The following is a 16,213-nucleotide window of genomic DNA, read 5'->3' as shown; positions in this document are numbered from 1 at the left end:
AGCTAATGACTGAAGAAATTCTCAGCTTATGAACTTGAGAATGGCTTTGGCGCTTTCAGTCCACGGGACCGGCTTAAATTCTGAGCGCACCTGTTCCGTCCAGGCTTTCAGGCCCTCAGTATCTTCAATGGTCTTGCGAATGAGCGTGTAGGCTTCATTGATATTGTCCGGGTTGAAATAGCGGCTCAGCTGGCCCCCGGCTTCCGGAATGGATGTGGTTCCTGATGCCAGACAAGGGCGTCCCATGGACAGGCTTTCCGTCACAGGCAGGCCCCAGCCTTCAAAGAAGGAGGGGAAAATCGTGAAACTGCAATCAGCGTAAAGGCGCCGCAGTTCAGCATCTGTCGGGTTCTGAATGAAGCGGATCTTTCCATCCAGCCACTCAGCGTTTTCGAGTTGCTGCATGAGGTCGGAAACCAGCCACCCCTCGCGACCCGCAAAGACGAGCGTGGGAACATTTTCTGCCGGCATTTCCTCAAGCATTCTCCGCCAGGCCCGGAAAAGGAGAGCATGGTTTTTGCGTGCTTCAATGGTGGAAACGAAAAGAACGTATGGTTCCTGTACAATCGGCTCAGGTGCCATAGGGGCGTCGGCAAGACCAAAGCCCGTACCAAGTGGAACGGTCTGGACCGTGACATGAGTGCCCACATCCTGCTCGGCCAGATAAGACTGAACGTCCCGTGCCGTTGCATCACTGTTGGCAAAAATCATATCAGCCAAAGGAAGGATTGCGCTGTGCCAGGCTTTAAATGTGATGATGATGCCACGATCGCACCATTCGGGGTGACGAACGGGAACCAGATCATGCATGAGCATTCCAAACGACATGCGCAGCTCGTCGCGCATCCATCGAATGCTCTGAACATAGTTGGCATGATGCCAGGGTGCGCCGAGAGTCAGGAAAATGTCGCCTGGTTGGGCAGCATCCGCCAGCTTGGTGCCCTCGTCGTATTGAGCTGATGGCTTCTCCTGCCGGCGCTCCTGCATTTTTGCCCGGCCGAGATCCAGGGCAAAATGTCCAAGGGCGCGAGGGACAGTGAACAGCTCTTTAAGCGCCCAGCTTTCTGCTTGCAGGAAAGTAGAGAGAACGTCCTGCGAGGCCACTTTTTCAATCGGCGGGGTAACGGGGAACGATCCGGCTGAGCGAGAAGATCCGTTTTGGGCACTCTTACCTTCCATGATCTGCCGAAACAGGGCCTCAATGGAAGGCCAATCTACTGTCCGAAAACCACGGGGGTCCGCAGAGTCTGCCCCACGGCGGACGTACTGGATTTCATGGCCGCGAAGCTCACGCAAAGCAGCACAAATCTCGAAAACGACGCGCTGAATTCCGCTCGGTCGACTATGATGCAGGAGATGGAACAGCAGGTCGTCAATATCTACCCAGAGTGTCATGACAGGCCTCCGCTCAGATAAGCAGCGTGGCATGCCTCCAACACTGCATCTGCGCTGTCTTCCCATGGCACAGGCTTGAACTGGGTGCGGACCTGCTCCTGCCAGGCCTTCAAACCAGCTCGGTCTTCGATTGTTCCGCGCACAACACGATAGGCGTCGTCAAAGTCTTCAGGGTCAAAGTAGCGCGTCAGCGGGCCACCAGCTTCGGGAATGGAGGTTGAATTGGACGCTACACAGGGGCGGCCATTCACGAGGCTTTCGGTCACTGGCAGTCCCCAGCCTTCATAAAGCGATGGGAAAAGAGTGAACATGCAGCCGTCATAAAGATGGGCCAGTTCATCGTCACTTGGGTCCCGCAGAAGGCGAATTTTCCCACGCAGCCATTCCGTGTTTTCAAGCTGCTGCATGAGGTCGGAAACCAGCCAACCCACGCGCCCTGCAAAAACGAGCGTTGGTACCTGATCTCTTGGAAGGTCAATGACCATACGCCGCCAGATCCGAAACGCGAGCAGGTGGTTTTTGCGTGCTTCGAGTGTTGAGACAAAAAGGACGTAGCTGTCCTTCGCGGGAAGACCCAGGGGTCTTTCGCCCTCAGCGTGTCGAGGAGGGCCAAAGCCGCTGCCAATTGGAATGGTCTGAACCGGCCCCTGTAAAGCCAAGCGCTGTTTGCGGGCATACTCTTCAACGCTGCTAGCCGTGGAATGACTGATGGCTAACAGGCGGCCACACTGAGGGAGCGTCGTGTCCAGCCAGTGACGGAAATCGCAAATGAGTGAAAGAGCGCACCATTCTGGCCTGACGGCCGGAATAAGGTCGTAAACAAGGAGAACGGGTTTGACGCCAAAAACCTTGCGTAGGCGCGCCAAGCGCTCCCCAAAATCTGGCTCGGACCATGCCGCACCAAGGATCAGAAAAATATCCCCTGGGCTCGGTGATGCCTCTGGGTGTGCTGCGACATAGGCGGGGGAGGGCTGAGCCACGGGAGCGGGCTGTACAGCAGTTGATGCCTGGCGATGAAGCTTTGAACGCGCGTAACGTTTCAGGAGCTGTAATGCGCGCAACTGATTAACAGCGATGTTCAGGAGTGGGCGGGCAAGTTCCGGTGGCAGACTTTCCAGGCGTCGGATAACGGTGTGACGGAAGCTGCGCATGAGCGAGCGGGCGTTCTGTCGCGTTTTTTTTGCGGCTGTCGTCCGGGGCGGGGCGATTTTTTCTTCCGAACGGACCGAGAAAAGCGCTTCCAGTTCCTCAAAAGTAACTGACGAGAGAAGGCAGGCTTCCTCTTTGCCGCGCCGGGTCAGAACTATGCGACCGATACCTGGCTTTTGGGCAGCCTGCTGCCGGATGACATGCAGTATTTCAAAGACAACGCGCTGAATTCCGCTAGGACGCGCATTGTTTTCGAAGTACTGAAAGATGTCTTCGACGTCGATCCAGATAACGTAATCTTTGTTCATGGGTCCAGGCTAGCTTCAGTTTGGCCGACGGGAACGGCATTCATTCAAATCATTTTGAACGAAGATTGTATGACAAGTGTCGTCCAGTGATCAAGGGCGTGTGCCTAACTTCCAGAGTATCGAGAAGTTGTTATTTATTTCTCGATATTACTTTGATTTTGACACAATTGTTGGATCTGTCGGTGTCGCGACGGAGCAGAAAGCACGTTGCAGGGTGCACAGATGACGGACACGCACCGGTAGTGCGAAGGTAAAGAATTTTTCGCGATGACGCGCTCATTTCAGAAACTTCGTCCTGTTAGACCACATACGATAAACGCATAAATTTTACGCAAACGGGTATCTGACGGAGCCTGAAAACCCTTATTTACTGGAATGCGCTCATCTGGGAAGCCAGTTCAGAAAGAAGCAGCGGACCAACACGAATACCTTTGATTCCAGCTGCTTCGGCAGCTTGGATGTCAGACGCCTGATCTCCAAACATAACGCAACGCGCGGGGTCTAACTCCCACCGGCTTGATAAGTCGAGTATCATACCTGGCGATGGCTTGCGGTTTGGGCTTTGGCCACGATACCGGTCCACCACGGCTTCCGGATGCATGGGGCAGTATCGCCAGTCATCGACCGTTCCGCCATGCTCGCGAATTGTGTCGATCACCCAGCTCATAAGCTGTTCGAGGTGGTCCTCAGTATAAAACCCGCGGGCAATTCCGGATTGGTTTGTCACGATGAAAACGTGATGGCCGCTGTCAGTAATCTTCGCGATGGTCTTCAGCACATCCGGCTCCCATTCGAAGCGGTCGCGTTTTCCAACCCAGCCATGATCGTGATTGATCACGCCATCACGATCAAGAAATACCGCTGGACGGAGGAGTGTGGTCGGGAGGTCCGTCTTTGCTTTGGTGCAGTCTTCTGGTCGCCTCACATCCCAGACATCTCCGGGAAGCGACAAACCTTTCAGGACACCGTTCTTAACGAGAGCGGGCAGGACGTCCTGCTCTAGCGAGCATGCTGCCGTCAGATACTGGAATATGGAGTGGTCGAATAGAAAGATACCGCTCTTTTCAGGGGCGGCTGGATAACTGTGCTGTGTTGTTAAAAGAGACGGAGCAACCTTTTCGTCGTCTTCCCCCGGGCAAGCCAAACTCTCTTGATCGTCGCTGTCGTCCGCACGCAGCAATGCCCAGTTTCCTTGTCCGGCATGCGTAAGAAACCGTGCTGGATTGCCTGAAAAGAGAACCTCTCCGTCACAAAAAAGGAAGCATTCCTGAAGGTGCTGACGCGCATGATGAAGCATGCCGCCACTGCCAGCCTGATGAGGTGCTGTTAGAAGAGTAATGTTTGCCGGTTTCGGAAGGCGTGAGCGGATCAACTCAACAGCAGTTTCGAAGTGCAGTACGGACTGCTCTGTCGCCAGCAGTACGAAATCTTCTATTCCAAAACGCTGCATTTCACGCATGAGCCATGCCAGAAACGGTCTGTCTCCACACTGCATGAGAGCGTGTGGAGGTGTATCTGTTCCAACGTCTGGTTCTGTGGGTTCGAGCAGAATCACACATTGTCGGACAGGAAAATGGCTCACAATTAGTGTCCGCTTATGCTCGACCGCAGATAAGGTCCGAAGAGTTCAAACACGTGTTTTTCTGACGTCTGCTTCAGGAACGTTGTACGACTGAAATCACTGCTCTGCAGCATCTGTGATTGTAGGATATGACTATTCAGTTCCAGCACGCTCTAAACAATCTGTGTAAATATCACTCAACGTTTGCTCCCAAGGGATACGAGGCGTCCACGAGAGAAGCTGTCTGGCTAAGGACCCATCACCACGGGCGACGGGAGTGTCTGAAGGGCGCAGACGGTTTGGGTCCGTGAGAATGTCGGCCTTGACCCCGCTGAGGGCGATGAGGTCATCCAGAATGGAACGAATTGAGCGTGTCTGTCCGGAACAGAGGTTGAGGATTGTCCCGCGTTCCAGAGCGTTGTCGGGCATCAGGGCGTCAAGATAAGCATCACAGACATCCCGTACGTCCAGAAAGTCCCGTTGGGCTTCCAGGTTGCCTACGCGGATTTCTGGGGCTTGAAGCCCTTTGGCAATGCGGGCGATCTGTAAGGCGAAAGCCGGAACGACAAAGTCAGCTGACTGGTTCGGGCCAGTGTGATTGAACGGTCGCATCCGGATGACATTCAAGCCCTCCTTTGCCATAGCGCCCAGTGCCAGATCTGCGGCAGCCTTGGTGGCGGCATAAGTATTGCCAGGGGCAAGAGCTGCATCTTCTGCGACGGGAGTTCCGCGCTGGAAGGTGGAGCCATAGGCTTCAGCCGTTGACGCAAACAGAAGTCGGCCCTGCGGAGCATGACGCTGCATGCTTCGTGCAACATGGAGCGTGCCCTGCAGGTTGACCTGCCAGGCATGATCGGGGTCCTGCCTGGCGTTTCCAATGCTTGAGATGGCCGCCAGATGAATGCAGTGATCTGGTTTGCTGGTTGCTACAGCCGCATCGACGGCTTTTGCATCACGAATGTCCGGACTGGACGGAAGGATCTCGCCTTGCGGAAAGCGAGCCTTCAGTCGGTCTTGTAAATGCTGCCCGACAAAGCCCCGCTGGCCCGTAACAAGAATACGCATGAAGCGTCCTTAAATGGCCGTTCGGTTGCGATGGCGGGCCAGGTCAGCATCCACCATTTCGGCAACCATGCTTTCAAGCGTTGTCTCAGCTTCCCAGCCAAGAACGCGCTTGGCTTTGCCGGCATCTCCCAAGAGAATTTCTACCTCAGCGGGGCGCAGGAAAGCCGGGTTTGTGACCACATGGTCTTCGTAGTTCAGGCCAGCGTAAGAGAACGCGATGCGGCACAGGTCGCGAATGCTCGTCGTGCGACCGGTCGCGACGACATAGTCGTCTGGGGTGTCCTGCTGAAGCATGAGATGCATGGCGCGAACGTAATCGCGGGCATGGCCCCAGTCCCGTGTGGCGTCCAGGTTCCCAAGCGGAAGTTCTTTCGCAAGCCCCAACTTGATGCGCGCTACGCCGTCCGTAACTTTGCGTGTTACGAATTCAATGCCGCGAAGAGGGCTCTCATGGTTGAAGAGGATGCCCGACGATGCATGCATTCCGAAGCTTTCACGATAATTCACCGTCATCCAGTGAGCGTACAGCTTGGCAACTGCATAGGGAGAGCGGGGATAGAACGGGGTGTTTTCGTTCTGAACCGGCTGCTGGATCAGGCCATACATTTCAGACGAAGACGCCTGATAAAATCTGGCCTTGCTCTGAACAATGCGAGCCGCTTCCAGAACGTTGACAACGCCAATGCCCGTCACGTTCCCAGTGAGGAGCGGTTGCTGCCAGGACGCCGCAACAAAACTCTGGGCTGCTAGATTGTAAATCTCGTCCGGTCGGACGGTTTCCATGATGCGGATCAGGGAAGAAAGATCCGTAAGGTTTCCATCAACCAGCTCAACATCATCAATAATTCCGAGCCAGCGAAGTCTTTCTCCGACAACATCTGCTGAGGCGGAGCGGCGCAGAAGACCTACAACGCGGTAGCCCTTTTTAAGCAGAAGCTGGCTGAGATATGCACCGTCCTGGCCGGTGATTCCTGTGATAAGCGCTGTAGTCATGGTTTTCCTGATCCCGGTTTCGGTCCCGATCCGCGACAGTCTTCCGGCCGCATGAGTTCGTTGTGAGTTAACGCGTCAGCCTAAAGACGGTCAATGCGTGAGCGCACTCTGGTGTCTTCGGCAAAGGTGGCAATTTAATGGGAGCACGAATGGATGCCCCCATTGAGAGGAGGAATATAAAGCTCGTCTCAAGCGCCGCAGTAGAGTGAAGACACTCAGAAAATCTCTTTGATCAGGTCGTTGCCGATGCTGAAGCCTGCACCAGCTTCTACGGACCGTGCAAAGCCTGAATTAAGGATATTCGAGAAAAATCCGTTATCCTGCGCTTGCCCAACAACCTGAACGGGGGGGTGAGCATCATATGGCGATTGGGCAGTCGCCACCGGCGGCTGGTTTGAAGCCGCATTTGTAAGCGCTGCGTGCAATTGCTGAAGCAGGTTCGTGACCTGTTGCTGTTCAGCCTGAAAAGAGAGAGCCAACTCCCGCAGGTCCAAAGACCACTCGCGGGCCTGCATGTCCCCGGTTTGAGCCGCGGTCTGCATCTTTGCTCCCAGCGCCTGGAGCGCCTGCGCAGACTGCTGGGCCTGCTGCTGAAGCTGATTATACGTCTGTTCGATCGTCTGGACGTCCATGATCGGTCTTCCTTCAGAAATATGCTGGTCTGCATAGCGCGGGAAAACGAGTTTCACTATCCATTTTTAGAAATGTTATGTCATGAATGATATTTCATCACTTGCCCTACTGGGAAAATGTGGCTGTGGCGGATGTCAGAATGCGGGACAGTAGGAGCTTGCCCGGTTGGGGCAGGACAGTTGGTTTAGGCATATTCAGTGCAATCGTCCTGCATGGTGCTATGGCGCGAGCCCAGCCTGTCAGCACGTTTGCGAGCATGCCGATATTGTCTGCAAAGGATTTGTCTTTTTCCGCCACGTCACAGCCGGACGGTGTGAAAGGAGAGGTCATTCATGTGCAGGGCCGTGAGTCGATAATGCGGCCTGCTCTGAAAGAACCATTGATGCGTCAGTTTTCTGATGGGCATACGGAGCGTGATGTTCAGGTCTGGCCCGGAGTTCGCGTTCATGTGCGGCTAGGTGCTGATATGGATCATGATCCTGTCACAGGTGCGAATTTAAAGGCTTTTGGGGAGGCTTACGAAAGTTCATCCCCTCTCGTGCGGCATTAGAGTGATAGCCGGTTGCAGGAATTCTTTGCGAAGAACGAAACGACAGGCCCGGTGAGACGCTCTTGTGATGTTCCCGTTTCTTTCCCATCTTGGACCCTATGGCCAAAAAACCTTCCGCGCTCCGCAATGCGACCGAAATGCCCCTGACGGCATTCATCCCTGAAAAGCAGCCCACCAAGGCAAAGACGCGGAAATTTGTGGTCACGGCGGACTATGAGCCCGCAGGGGATCAGCCCACCGCAATCGGGGAACTTGTTCAGGGTGTAGAGGCGGGAGAGCGGGATCAGGTCCTGCTCGGTGTGACGGGGTCGGGCAAGACGTTCAGCATGGCCAAGGTCATTGAGCGGACACAGAAGCCCACCTTGATCCTTGCGCCAAACAAGACGCTGGCTGCCCAGCTTTACGGCGAGATGCGGCAGTTTTTTCCTGATAATGCCGTCGAATATTTTGTCTCGTACTACGACTACTATCAGCCTGAAGCTTACGTTCCACGGTCAGATACGTATATCGAGAAAGACAGCCAGATCAACGAACAGATCGACCGGATGCGCCATGCGGCAACGCAGGCTCTGCTGGAGCGAAATGACGTTATCATCGTTGCGTCCGTATCCTGCATTTACGGTATCGGTTCGGTTGAGACGTATTCGAAGATGGTCGTCCGGCTTGAGGTGGGCGGCGAGATTGATCGCGAGAAGCTCATCAAAGCCCTTGTCGAGCTTCAGTATCGTCGCAACGATGCGGCTTTTGAGCGCGGGACATTCCGTGTGCGCGGCGAACAGATCGACATTTTCCCCGTGCAGAATGAAGACCGCGCTTGGCGTGTCTCTCTGTTCGGAGATGAAATCGATCAGATCACTGAGTTTGATCCCCTAACGGGAAATAAAACGGCGGATCTGGCTGAGATCAGCGTTTACGCAAATTCCCATTATGTGACACCGCGACCAACGCTGAATCAGGCGATGATCGGGATCAAGAACGAGCTCCGGCAGAGGCTTGCGCAGTTTACCGAAGAAGGAAAGTTGCTGGAGGCAGAGCGCCTGTCACAGCGGACAACGTTTGATCTGGAAATGATCGAAACGACGGGGGCGTGCAAAGGGATTGAGAACTACTCCCGTTACCTCTCAGGCCGAGGCCCCGGTGATCCGCCGCCGACGCTGTTCGAATATCTACCGGAAGATGCTCTTCTGATTGTAGATGAGAGCCACGTCACAGTGCCACAGATTGGCGGCATGGAGCGCGGAGACAGGGCGCGGAAGTCCGTGCTGTCTGACTTTGGATTCCGGCTGCCATCCTGCATTGATAATCGCCCGCTCGCCTTTGGTGAGTGGAATGCTTTCCGGCCGCAAAGTATCTTCGTCTCGGCAACGCCCGGGCCGTGGGAAATGGAACAAACGGGAGGTGTGTTTGCCGAGCAGATCATTCGCCCGACAGGTCTGATTGATCCGGTAACAGATGTGAAGCCTGTGGAAGGTCAGGTTGATGATCTGCTCCACGAAGCGCGTGAGACGATTGCCAAGGGCGGACGCATTCTTGTCACAACGCTGACCAAGCGAATGGCGGAAGATCTGACGGATTATCTGGGTGAAGCGGGGATTAAAGTGCGTTATCTGCATTCTGATGTGGATACGCTGGAGCGGATCGAGATTATCCGTGATCTGCGTCTGGGCGCTTTTGATGTTCTGGTCGGGATCAACCTGCTGCGAGAAGGGCTCGACATTCCGGAATGTGCCCTCGTCGCCATTCTGGATGCAGACAAGGAAGGCTTCCTGCGATCCCGGACATCGTTGATCCAGACAATCGGCCGTGCAGCCCGTAATGTGGATGGTCGAGTTCTGCTGTATGCGGACAAGATGACGGATAGCCTCAAATTCGCGATTGAGGAAACCGCTCGGCGACGCGCAAGGCAGACTGAGTGGAACGACGCTCATGGGATTACGCCCATGACGGTTCGTTCCAAGATTGGTGATGCGCTGTCGTCTATCTTTGAGCAGGACTACGTCACTGTTGCGCCTGACGATGCTGGCGACACGGAAGAATTCGTTGGCAAGTCTCTGCCTGTTACGATTCAGGAGCTGGAAAAGCAGATGCGCGAAGCCGCCGCCAATCTGGACTTCGAGCAGGCTGCCCGGCTGCGTGATGAGGTGCGGCGTCTGGAGGCTATTGATATGGGGTTGGAGCCACCGCCGCTGGCAACGTCTACCGCCGGGCGACCGGGGGGCGGGAAAAAGCCAAAAGGCCCAACGCCCCTCGGGCCGGGCGGCGGAGGCTATGACCCGAACAAGCGCAAACGTGGCGGGCGTCGCTGATCCGGCTATATGAGGGTCCCGGGTTGCCCATGACCGACCGCCATTATCAGGATTGCAGACTGTCATGATTGAACTGAGTTGCGGCAAGAGCCGGCTCACTATTCTTCCCGAAACAGGAGGCTCTGTCGGCCTCTGGCAGCGGGATGAAAAAGATATTTTTCTTCCAACCCCGAATGATGCTTTGCGCGCACTGAACGGAGTAGCAGTCGGTGCGTATCCTCTGATTCCGTATTCAAATCGTATTGCCAATGGCCGCTTTTCGTTCGGCGGCCAGAGTTATGATTTAGCTCCGAACATGGCGGATCATCCGCATACGATTCACGGCAACGCCTGGGAGCAGGCCTGGACTATTGCTCATCAAGGGGAAAGCCATGCGGTACTGACGCTCGATCACATCCCGCAGGACAATGATCAAGCGTGGCCTTTCGCCTATCGCGCTGCTCTGTCTTACCAACTGACAGACGCAGGTTTGGACGTGCAGATTGCCATTGAAAATCGGGGTGAGGCGGAGCAGCCAGTCGGGTTTGGTTTTCATCCATTTCTCGCCGCAGATGAAAACGCAACGCTGTCATTTGATGCTGAAAAGGTCTGGCTGACGTCTCCGGATGGTTTGCCTGTGCAGGGTGCTCCCTGTGACGGGGAGTGGTCTTTTCATACGCCCAAGCCCGCTCATGATCGTTTTATCGATAACTGCTTTGCAGGATTTGGCGGGCGGGTTGTTTTGAAGCGTCCGGGCGATGGGCTGGCAGTGACGGTTGAGGCGGATCCAATCTTCAAGCATCTGGTCGTCTTTACCTCCCCGGATAGCCCGTTTGTCGCTGTGGAACCCGTCACGAACATGACGGACGCCATTAATCAGACTGATGTTGTCGCCAGCGGGCTGCATCTCCTCAAACCGAAAACACGGATTGGTGGTCGGATGCGCTTTCGGGTTCAGGCGCTCTGATGTCTGAAAAAACACCACTCTCTCATTATCTTTCCCCGCGCGGTGCGGAGGTGATGCGAGCTGAACTCAAGGAACTGGCGCAGAAAGAGCGTCCGCGCATTGTCGAAATCGTCTCCTGGGCCGCCGGCAATGGGGATCGATCTGAGAATGCCGATTATCAGTACGGCAAACGCCGATTGCGGGAGATCGACCGGCGTTTGCGGTTCCTGGGAAAAAGACTTGAAAATGCGGTCATCGTTGATCCAGCGGCGCAGACCACGCGGGATCGGGTCTTTTTTGGCGCGACCGTGACTTATGTCGATGAGGACGATGTCGAACACACCGTAACGATCCTCGGTGTGGACGAGTCGGATCTGGTGCGAGGGGAGATCAGTCTCATTTCACCCATCGCACGTGCACTGATGCGAACCCGTGTCGGGGATGTGGCCATGTTGCAGACGCCTCGTGGCCCTGTCGAAATCGAAATTCTCAAAATCACTTATCCTGAGCCACAGGGCTGAAAGAGGGCGTCGTGCAATCTGAACCGCGTGTTGGATGTGGCGCTGCCATTCTTGTGGATGGAAAGCTTCTGCTGATTCGTCGCAAAAAGGCGCCCGAAGCCGGATGCTGGGGACTGCCCGGCGGTAAAGTAGATCTGTTTGAGCCTGTTTCGCGTGCTGTCGAACGGGAAGTTGCAGAAGAACTGGGCATTACGATCCACGCCCGGGACATGCTGTGTCTGGTTGAGCAGTCTGATCGTGAGAGCGGTACGCATTGGATCGCCCCCGTTTATCTGGTGACGAAACTGACCGGAACGCCGACGCTCATGGAGCCAGAAAAGCATAGTGATTTTGGCTGGTTTCCTTTGGGTGAGCTTCCCTCTCCCCTGACCACACCGACAGTGCAGGCTATGGCCGCTTTGCGTAGCCGGGCCGACATCTTTTGAGAGCGAGCTGTGGGTGGCTTTGAAAAAGCCATTCCGGCCGCTACAGAATAAAATCCTATTTTTCCTTAGCCGGAGTTTCCGACATGTCCCGCTCACTCCGGGTCGCCGTACAGATGGACCCGTTAGAACAGGTCAACATCGATGGCGACTCCACTTTTGCCCTCATGCTTGAAGCGCAGGCGCGTGGACACGAGCTCTGGGTTTATCCTGTAACCACGCTCAGTCTGATTGAAGGTCAGGGTAAGGGCGGCCGCCTTCAGGCGCGCGCGCGCCGGGTCGAGGTTCGCCGTGTCCGTGGAGATCATGCGACGTTTGGTGAAGAAGAAATTCTTCCGCTGGGCGAGACCGATGTGATCCTGATGCGTCAGGACCCGCCGTTTGACATGGGGTACATCACCGCGACCCATATGCTTGAGCACGTTCATGGGGTGGGCGAAGGGCTGTCACTGGTCGTGAACGATCCAGTCGCCGTCCGGAATGCGCCTGAAAAGCTGCTTGTCACGCATTTCCCACACCTTATGCCGCCAACATTGGTTGCATGGGATAGCCGGGATATTCTGGCATTCCGCGAGCAGCACAAGGACATCATCGTCAAGCCGCTTTACGGCAATGGTGGCGCCGGAATTTTCCGTATCAAGCCGGATGATGAAAATCTGAAGGCTCTGTTGGAAATGCACTTTGCCCGCACCAACGAACCGTTGATGATCCAACGCTATGAGCCCGTTGTGCGCCTTGGAGACAAGCGCATTATTCTCGTGGACGGAACCCCCATCGGTGCGATTAACCGCGTTCCTGCTACGGGTGAAGCGCGGTCAAACATGCATGTTGGTGGCCGTGCAGAACGGGTGGAACTGACGGAGCGCGATCGGAAGATCTGTGATTCGATCGGTCCGTACCTTCGAGATCATGGCCTAATTTTCGTTGGTATTGACGTGATTGGGGACTGGCTGACGGAGATTAATGTTACATCCCCGACCGGGCTCCAGGAGTTGGACCGGTTCGAGGGCATTAACAGTGCCGGGCTGGTTTGGGACGCGATTGAACGGCGCTACACGTCCTGAAGTGACGAGCAAGAAAGACGTCTGAGCGGTACAGCTCAGGCGTCTTTTTTTTCTGTTTCAGCTGACGCCGCATCATAGCGGATGGGAAGCTGCAACTCGGGCGTAGGCTCGTCCTGCGGTTCCGGTGCCTTGTCCTTTACAAAACGGTTATCCCACCATTCCGTAATTTGCCCCCGAAAATGAAACACGTAGACACCGCCCCATGTAACGAGGCAGAGCAGGATCAGCAGGAAATTCAGCATCCGGGACCTCCAAAACGGTGAAAAACGGGTAACTCGCCCGTCATCCGCAACGCGTGTCTTGCCAGATGCATGTCTGGAAGGGCAAGAAGGACCCAACTGAACGAAGTTTCCGGACAAGCTCTCCAGTCTTGATGGGGAGCGGACACAGAAGGTCGCATATATTATGTCTTCAACCCTCTCCCCGCGTTCTGCACTGGATGCGGAGGCCGTCAAGGCGGCCTATCGTCGATGGGCGCGAGTTTACGATACTGTTTTTGGTGGTATCTCCGGCTATGGACGCAAGAGGGCTGTTGAAGCCGTAAATGCTCTCCCAGGAGAGCGGGTTCTTGAAGTTGGCGTTGGGACAGGCCTCGCGCTGCCGTCATATTCTCCGGATAAACGCATTACCGGCATTGATCTGTCGGAAGACATGCTTGACCGTGCCCGCCAGCGCGTTCTTCAGGACCGTCTGACCAACGTCGACGATTTGCTGGAAATGGATGCGGAAGCCACGACTTTCGAAGACAACAGCTTTGATATTGCCGTTGCAATGTTCGTAGCGTCCGTCGTTCCACACCCCGACCGCCTTCTTGCCGAACTGAAGCGTGTTGTTCGTCCAGGCGGTCACATCCTGTTTGTGAACCACTTTCTTGCAACAGGTGGCCTGCGGTTGACGGTAGAGCGCGGCATGGCCCGTGCATCCCGTTCTCTCGGCTGGCATCCGGACTTCGCAATCGAGTCTCTTCTGCCACCAGAAGACCTGAAACGCGCGACTATGACGCCCGTTCCGCCTGCCGGGCTGTTTACACTCGTGACATTGCCGCAATGCAAGAGTAAAAGCGACGCCGCAGCCCTGGTCGCCTGATCGGCGTATGGCTCCGGTTAAGCCGGCGCCGAGTATTCCGACGCTCGCTGCGGTATTCCTTGGCAGGGACCGACTACGCGATCATGACTTATCAGGCCTTCGACTCTACCCCCGCTCTTTCCAATAGACGGATCGGCGCATCCTTTATTTTACTGGCTCTGTTTGCTGGTCTTCTGGGTGGGTCGTTGGCGCTGCCATTCCTTCAGATTCATCCGACTGCCGGGCAGGCTTTCTGCCACGGCATTCTGATGGCTTTCTTTGTAATCTGCCCGGCTGCGCTCGGTGGATTCGGACAGTGGCTACTCCCCGCTGAACTTGGGACAGACAGAACAACCCTTCCGGCTCTGACACTGACAGGCTTCTGTTTTCTGTCATCCGGCGTTGTGTTTCTTCCAATCCAGCCAATTATTGCACTCGCGCTTTGGGCTGTCGGGGTTTTCGCGGTCGCTCTGGATGTAATCACGACTTTTCTTGAAGGGCGTGTTCTTCAGTTCCGGAAGCTTTCCCCACTGGCCTGGTCCATGCTTGCCACGGCATCAGGTGTGACGATTGTTGCGCCTGTTCTTGCTGCAATCATGACGCGGATGATGATCAACGGGGCTCCGGCCAATGCTGCGCATGAACTTGTCAGTCTGCTTCATCTTCCAGAAACATCCCTGATGTTGACGCCAGCTCTGGGGCTGGTCTGCTATCTGCTGTCGTCGAGCCGGAGTAAGCCGGGACTGGCTGACCGGCTGGCCCCGTATGCTTTTGGCGTGATGGCCGTCGTTGGTCCGCTCTTCTGGATGGACGGCCTCTTCGGTGGTGTGCCTGCGGCAGTACAGGGAAGCCTCGTGGTGTTGACGCAGCTTGTACCGTCAGTCCTGCTGGTGACTACGCTCTGTATTGACGTCTGGAAGCAGCGCCAGGAATTGGACGGCACGACGCTCTGGGCGCTGGGCAGTGTGATCCTTTTCTCAGCGGGTTGGATTGCAGAGTTCATGCCGGGGCATGGAACAGATCATTCAGCCGCGGCATTTGGTGGCATCATGGCTCTCTGTGGTGGTTTCTATGCCTGGATGATGCGTTTGCTCCCCGATCATATTCCGTCTCCACTGAGCCGTATGCATGCAGGCCTGACCTTTGTGGGGGCTCTTTGCTCCTTGACGCCAGCGCTGATGGTGCTCGGAGAAGGCCTGATGGGCCTTAGCCTGCTGACATTCGGCATACTCGGACTTTTCCTGATCAAGGAGACCGGGCGTGCCCGGGCCAAAGCATGAGTGACGCAACACCCCTAGCCCCCTCGGGGCTTTTTTCAGTTCTGGGCGATAAAGGAGACTCGTCACTCAAGGACTGGCTGGCTTTGCTGAAGCCGCGGGTTATTTCCCTTGTTGTTTTTACCGGCGCTGCGGGCATGGCTGTGGCTCCACAGTGGCCATCCATTCCCATTGGTCTCATTACCATCCTATGCATCTGTATTGGTGCTGGCGCCGCCGGTGCGATCAATATGTGGTACGACCGCGATATCGACGCAGTCATGCGCCGAACCAATGTACGCCCGATCCCTGATGGCAGAATGCCAGCGGATAGTGCGCTGGTTTATGGTATAGCGCTGTCCGTATTGTCTGTTGTCGTGCTGTGGCTTGCAACAAATGCTCTTGCCGCAGGCATTCTGGCGTTCTCGATCTTTTTCTACAGTGTCGTTTACACGATGTGGCTTAAGCGGAGTACGCCGCAGAATATCGTTATTGGTGGTGCCGCAGGGGCGTTTCCTCCAATGATTGGCTGGGCAGCGACCATGAATTCCATGGCAGTTCTGCCCGTTGCCATGTTCGCCATCGTGTTCCTCTGGACGCCACCGCACTTCTGGTCTTTGTCGCTCTACGCGTGCAAAGATTACGACAAAGCGGGGATCCCGATGCTGCCGGTCGTCAAAGGCGCCCGGCATACACGCTGGCAGATCCTTCTTTACACATTTATCCTCACGGCCGTCTCACTGTGGCCATCTTTCGCGCATGAATGCGGAATGTTTTACACAGTGACGACAAGCCTGCTGGATCTGGGCTTCATCCTGTGTGCCGTGCGTGTGCTGATGGACCAGCAGGATGCAACGGGCGTGAGCCTGACAAAAGACAAGCCAGCGCGCTTCGCTTTCCGATACTCGCTGGCTTATCTGTTTTTTCTATTTTGTGGTCTTCTGGTGGATCGGGTTCTGCTGTCATGAAAACAACGATGCCTGATCTCGCAGCGAAACGG

At 55.5% G+C, this 16,213-nt stretch carries 17 protein-coding genes; 9 read left to right on the top strand and 8 right to left on the bottom strand.

Annotated features, from left to right (window positions below; translation table 11 throughout):
* Positions 1–21: 21 nt before the first annotated feature.
* The 7 genes from M2305_RS02455 to M2305_RS02425 form a co-directional block, all read right to left on the bottom strand.
* On the bottom strand, positions 22–1,395 hold the full coding sequence (locus tag M2305_RS02455; protein ID WP_264648476.1) for a glycosyltransferase family 4 protein: 1,374 nt from the start codon (positions 1,393–1,395) through the stop codon (positions 22–24).
* Positions 1,392–2,852 carry a glycosyltransferase family 4 protein gene (locus tag M2305_RS02450; RefSeq protein WP_264648475.1) on the bottom strand — a complete coding sequence of 487 codons (1,461 nt, stop codon included), beginning with the start codon at positions 2,850–2,852 and terminating at the stop codon, positions 1,392–1,394. The genes M2305_RS02455 and M2305_RS02450 overlap by 4 nt, the downstream gene beginning before the upstream one ends.
* A 367-nt stretch (positions 2,853–3,219) precedes the next feature.
* Positions 3,220–4,434 (bottom strand): HAD-IIIA family hydrolase, encoded by a 1,215-nt coding sequence (locus tag M2305_RS02445; RefSeq protein ID WP_264648474.1) that lies wholly within the window; start codon positions 4,432–4,434, stop codon positions 3,220–3,222.
* 132 nt (positions 4,435–4,566) lie between these two features.
* Positions 4,567–5,478 carry a GDP-mannose 4,6-dehydratase gene (locus tag M2305_RS02440; protein ID WP_264648473.1) on the bottom strand — a complete coding sequence of 304 codons (912 nt, stop codon included), beginning with the start codon at positions 5,476–5,478 and terminating at the stop codon, positions 4,567–4,569.
* 9 nt (positions 5,479–5,487) lie between these two features.
* Positions 5,488–6,471, bottom strand: coding sequence for a GDP-mannose 4,6-dehydratase (locus M2305_RS02435; protein WP_264648472.1), 984 nt, complete (start codon positions 6,469–6,471; stop codon positions 5,488–5,490).
* 215 nt (positions 6,472–6,686) lie between these two features.
* Complete coding sequence (locus M2305_RS02430; RefSeq protein ID WP_264648471.1) at positions 6,687–7,103, bottom strand: hypothetical protein; 417 nt, start codon at positions 7,101–7,103, stop codon at positions 6,687–6,689.
* Between the two features lie 106 nt (positions 7,104–7,209).
* A complete protein-coding gene (locus M2305_RS02425; protein WP_264648470.1) occupies positions 7,210–7,434 on the bottom strand; it encodes a hypothetical protein in 225 nt (74 codons plus the stop codon).
* A 52-nt stretch (positions 7,435–7,486) separates the two neighbouring features.
* On the opposite strand from M2305_RS02425, the gene M2305_RS02420 reads away from it, so the two are divergent.
* The 6 genes from M2305_RS02420 to gshB all read left to right on the top strand — a co-directional run bounded on the left by M2305_RS02420 (position 7,487) and on the right by gshB (position 12,892).
* Positions 7,487–7,654: a hypothetical protein gene (locus M2305_RS02420; protein ID WP_211502058.1), complete on the top strand. Its 168-nt coding sequence runs from the start codon at positions 7,487–7,489 to the stop codon at positions 7,652–7,654.
* A 98-nt stretch (positions 7,655–7,752) separates the two neighbouring features.
* Positions 7,753–9,960 carry an excinuclease ABC subunit UvrB gene (gene uvrB / locus M2305_RS02415; protein WP_276556446.1) on the top strand — a complete coding sequence of 736 codons (2,208 nt, stop codon included), beginning with the start codon at positions 7,753–7,755 and terminating at the stop codon, positions 9,958–9,960.
* A 64-nt stretch (positions 9,961–10,024) separates the two neighbouring features.
* The gene (locus tag M2305_RS02410) at positions 10,025–10,906 is read left to right on the top strand and encodes an aldose 1-epimerase (protein ID WP_264648469.1); all 882 of its coding nucleotides are present in this window, start codon (positions 10,025–10,027) and stop codon (positions 10,904–10,906) included.
* A complete protein-coding gene (gene greB / locus M2305_RS02405) occupies positions 10,906–11,406 on the top strand; it encodes a transcription elongation factor GreB (RefSeq protein WP_264648468.1) in 501 nt (166 codons plus the stop codon). Before M2305_RS02410 ends, greB begins: the two co-directional genes overlap by 1 nt.
* 11 nt (positions 11,407–11,417) lie before the next feature.
* Complete coding sequence (locus M2305_RS02400) at positions 11,418–11,831, top strand: NUDIX hydrolase (protein ID WP_083956329.1); 414 nt, start codon at positions 11,418–11,420, stop codon at positions 11,829–11,831.
* Between the two features lie 83 nt (positions 11,832–11,914).
* Entirely contained in the window at positions 11,915–12,892 is a 978-nt protein-coding gene (gene gshB / locus M2305_RS02395; protein ID WP_264648467.1) for a glutathione synthase, read from the top strand.
* 35 nt (positions 12,893–12,927) lie between these two features.
* Here the strand turns inward: gshB and M2305_RS02390 are convergent, their stop codons facing one another.
* The gene (locus M2305_RS02390) at positions 12,928–13,134 is read right to left on the bottom strand and encodes a hypothetical protein (RefSeq protein ID WP_086634556.1); all 207 of its coding nucleotides are present in this window, start codon (positions 13,132–13,134) and stop codon (positions 12,928–12,930) included.
* A 163-nt stretch (positions 13,135–13,297) separates the two neighbouring features.
* Between M2305_RS02390 and M2305_RS02385 the strand changes: the two genes are divergently transcribed.
* The 3 genes from M2305_RS02385 (at position 13,298) to M2305_RS02375 (ending at position 16,181) form a co-directional block, all read left to right on the top strand.
* Positions 13,298–13,978 carry a class I SAM-dependent methyltransferase gene (locus M2305_RS02385; RefSeq protein WP_264648466.1) on the top strand — a complete coding sequence of 227 codons (681 nt, stop codon included), beginning with the start codon at positions 13,298–13,300 and terminating at the stop codon, positions 13,976–13,978.
* Between the two features lie 83 nt (positions 13,979–14,061).
* On the top strand, positions 14,062–15,237 hold the full coding sequence (locus M2305_RS02380; RefSeq protein WP_264648465.1) for a cbb3-type cytochrome c oxidase subunit I: 1,176 nt from the start codon (positions 14,062–14,064) through the stop codon (positions 15,235–15,237).
* Positions 15,234–16,181, top strand: coding sequence for a heme o synthase (locus M2305_RS02375; RefSeq protein ID WP_264648464.1), 948 nt, complete (start codon positions 15,234–15,236; stop codon positions 16,179–16,181). The genes M2305_RS02380 and M2305_RS02375 overlap by 4 nt, the downstream gene beginning before the upstream one ends.
* Positions 16,182–16,213: the final 32 nt, after the last annotated feature.

This window comes from Gluconobacter cerinus, assembly GCF_025961355.1.
Classification (GTDB): Bacteria; Pseudomonadota; Alphaproteobacteria; order Acetobacterales; family Acetobacteraceae; genus Gluconobacter; species Gluconobacter cerinus.
The sequence above is the reverse complement of the archived record's forward strand: the minus strand, read 5'-3'. Positions and strand labels throughout refer to the sequence as shown.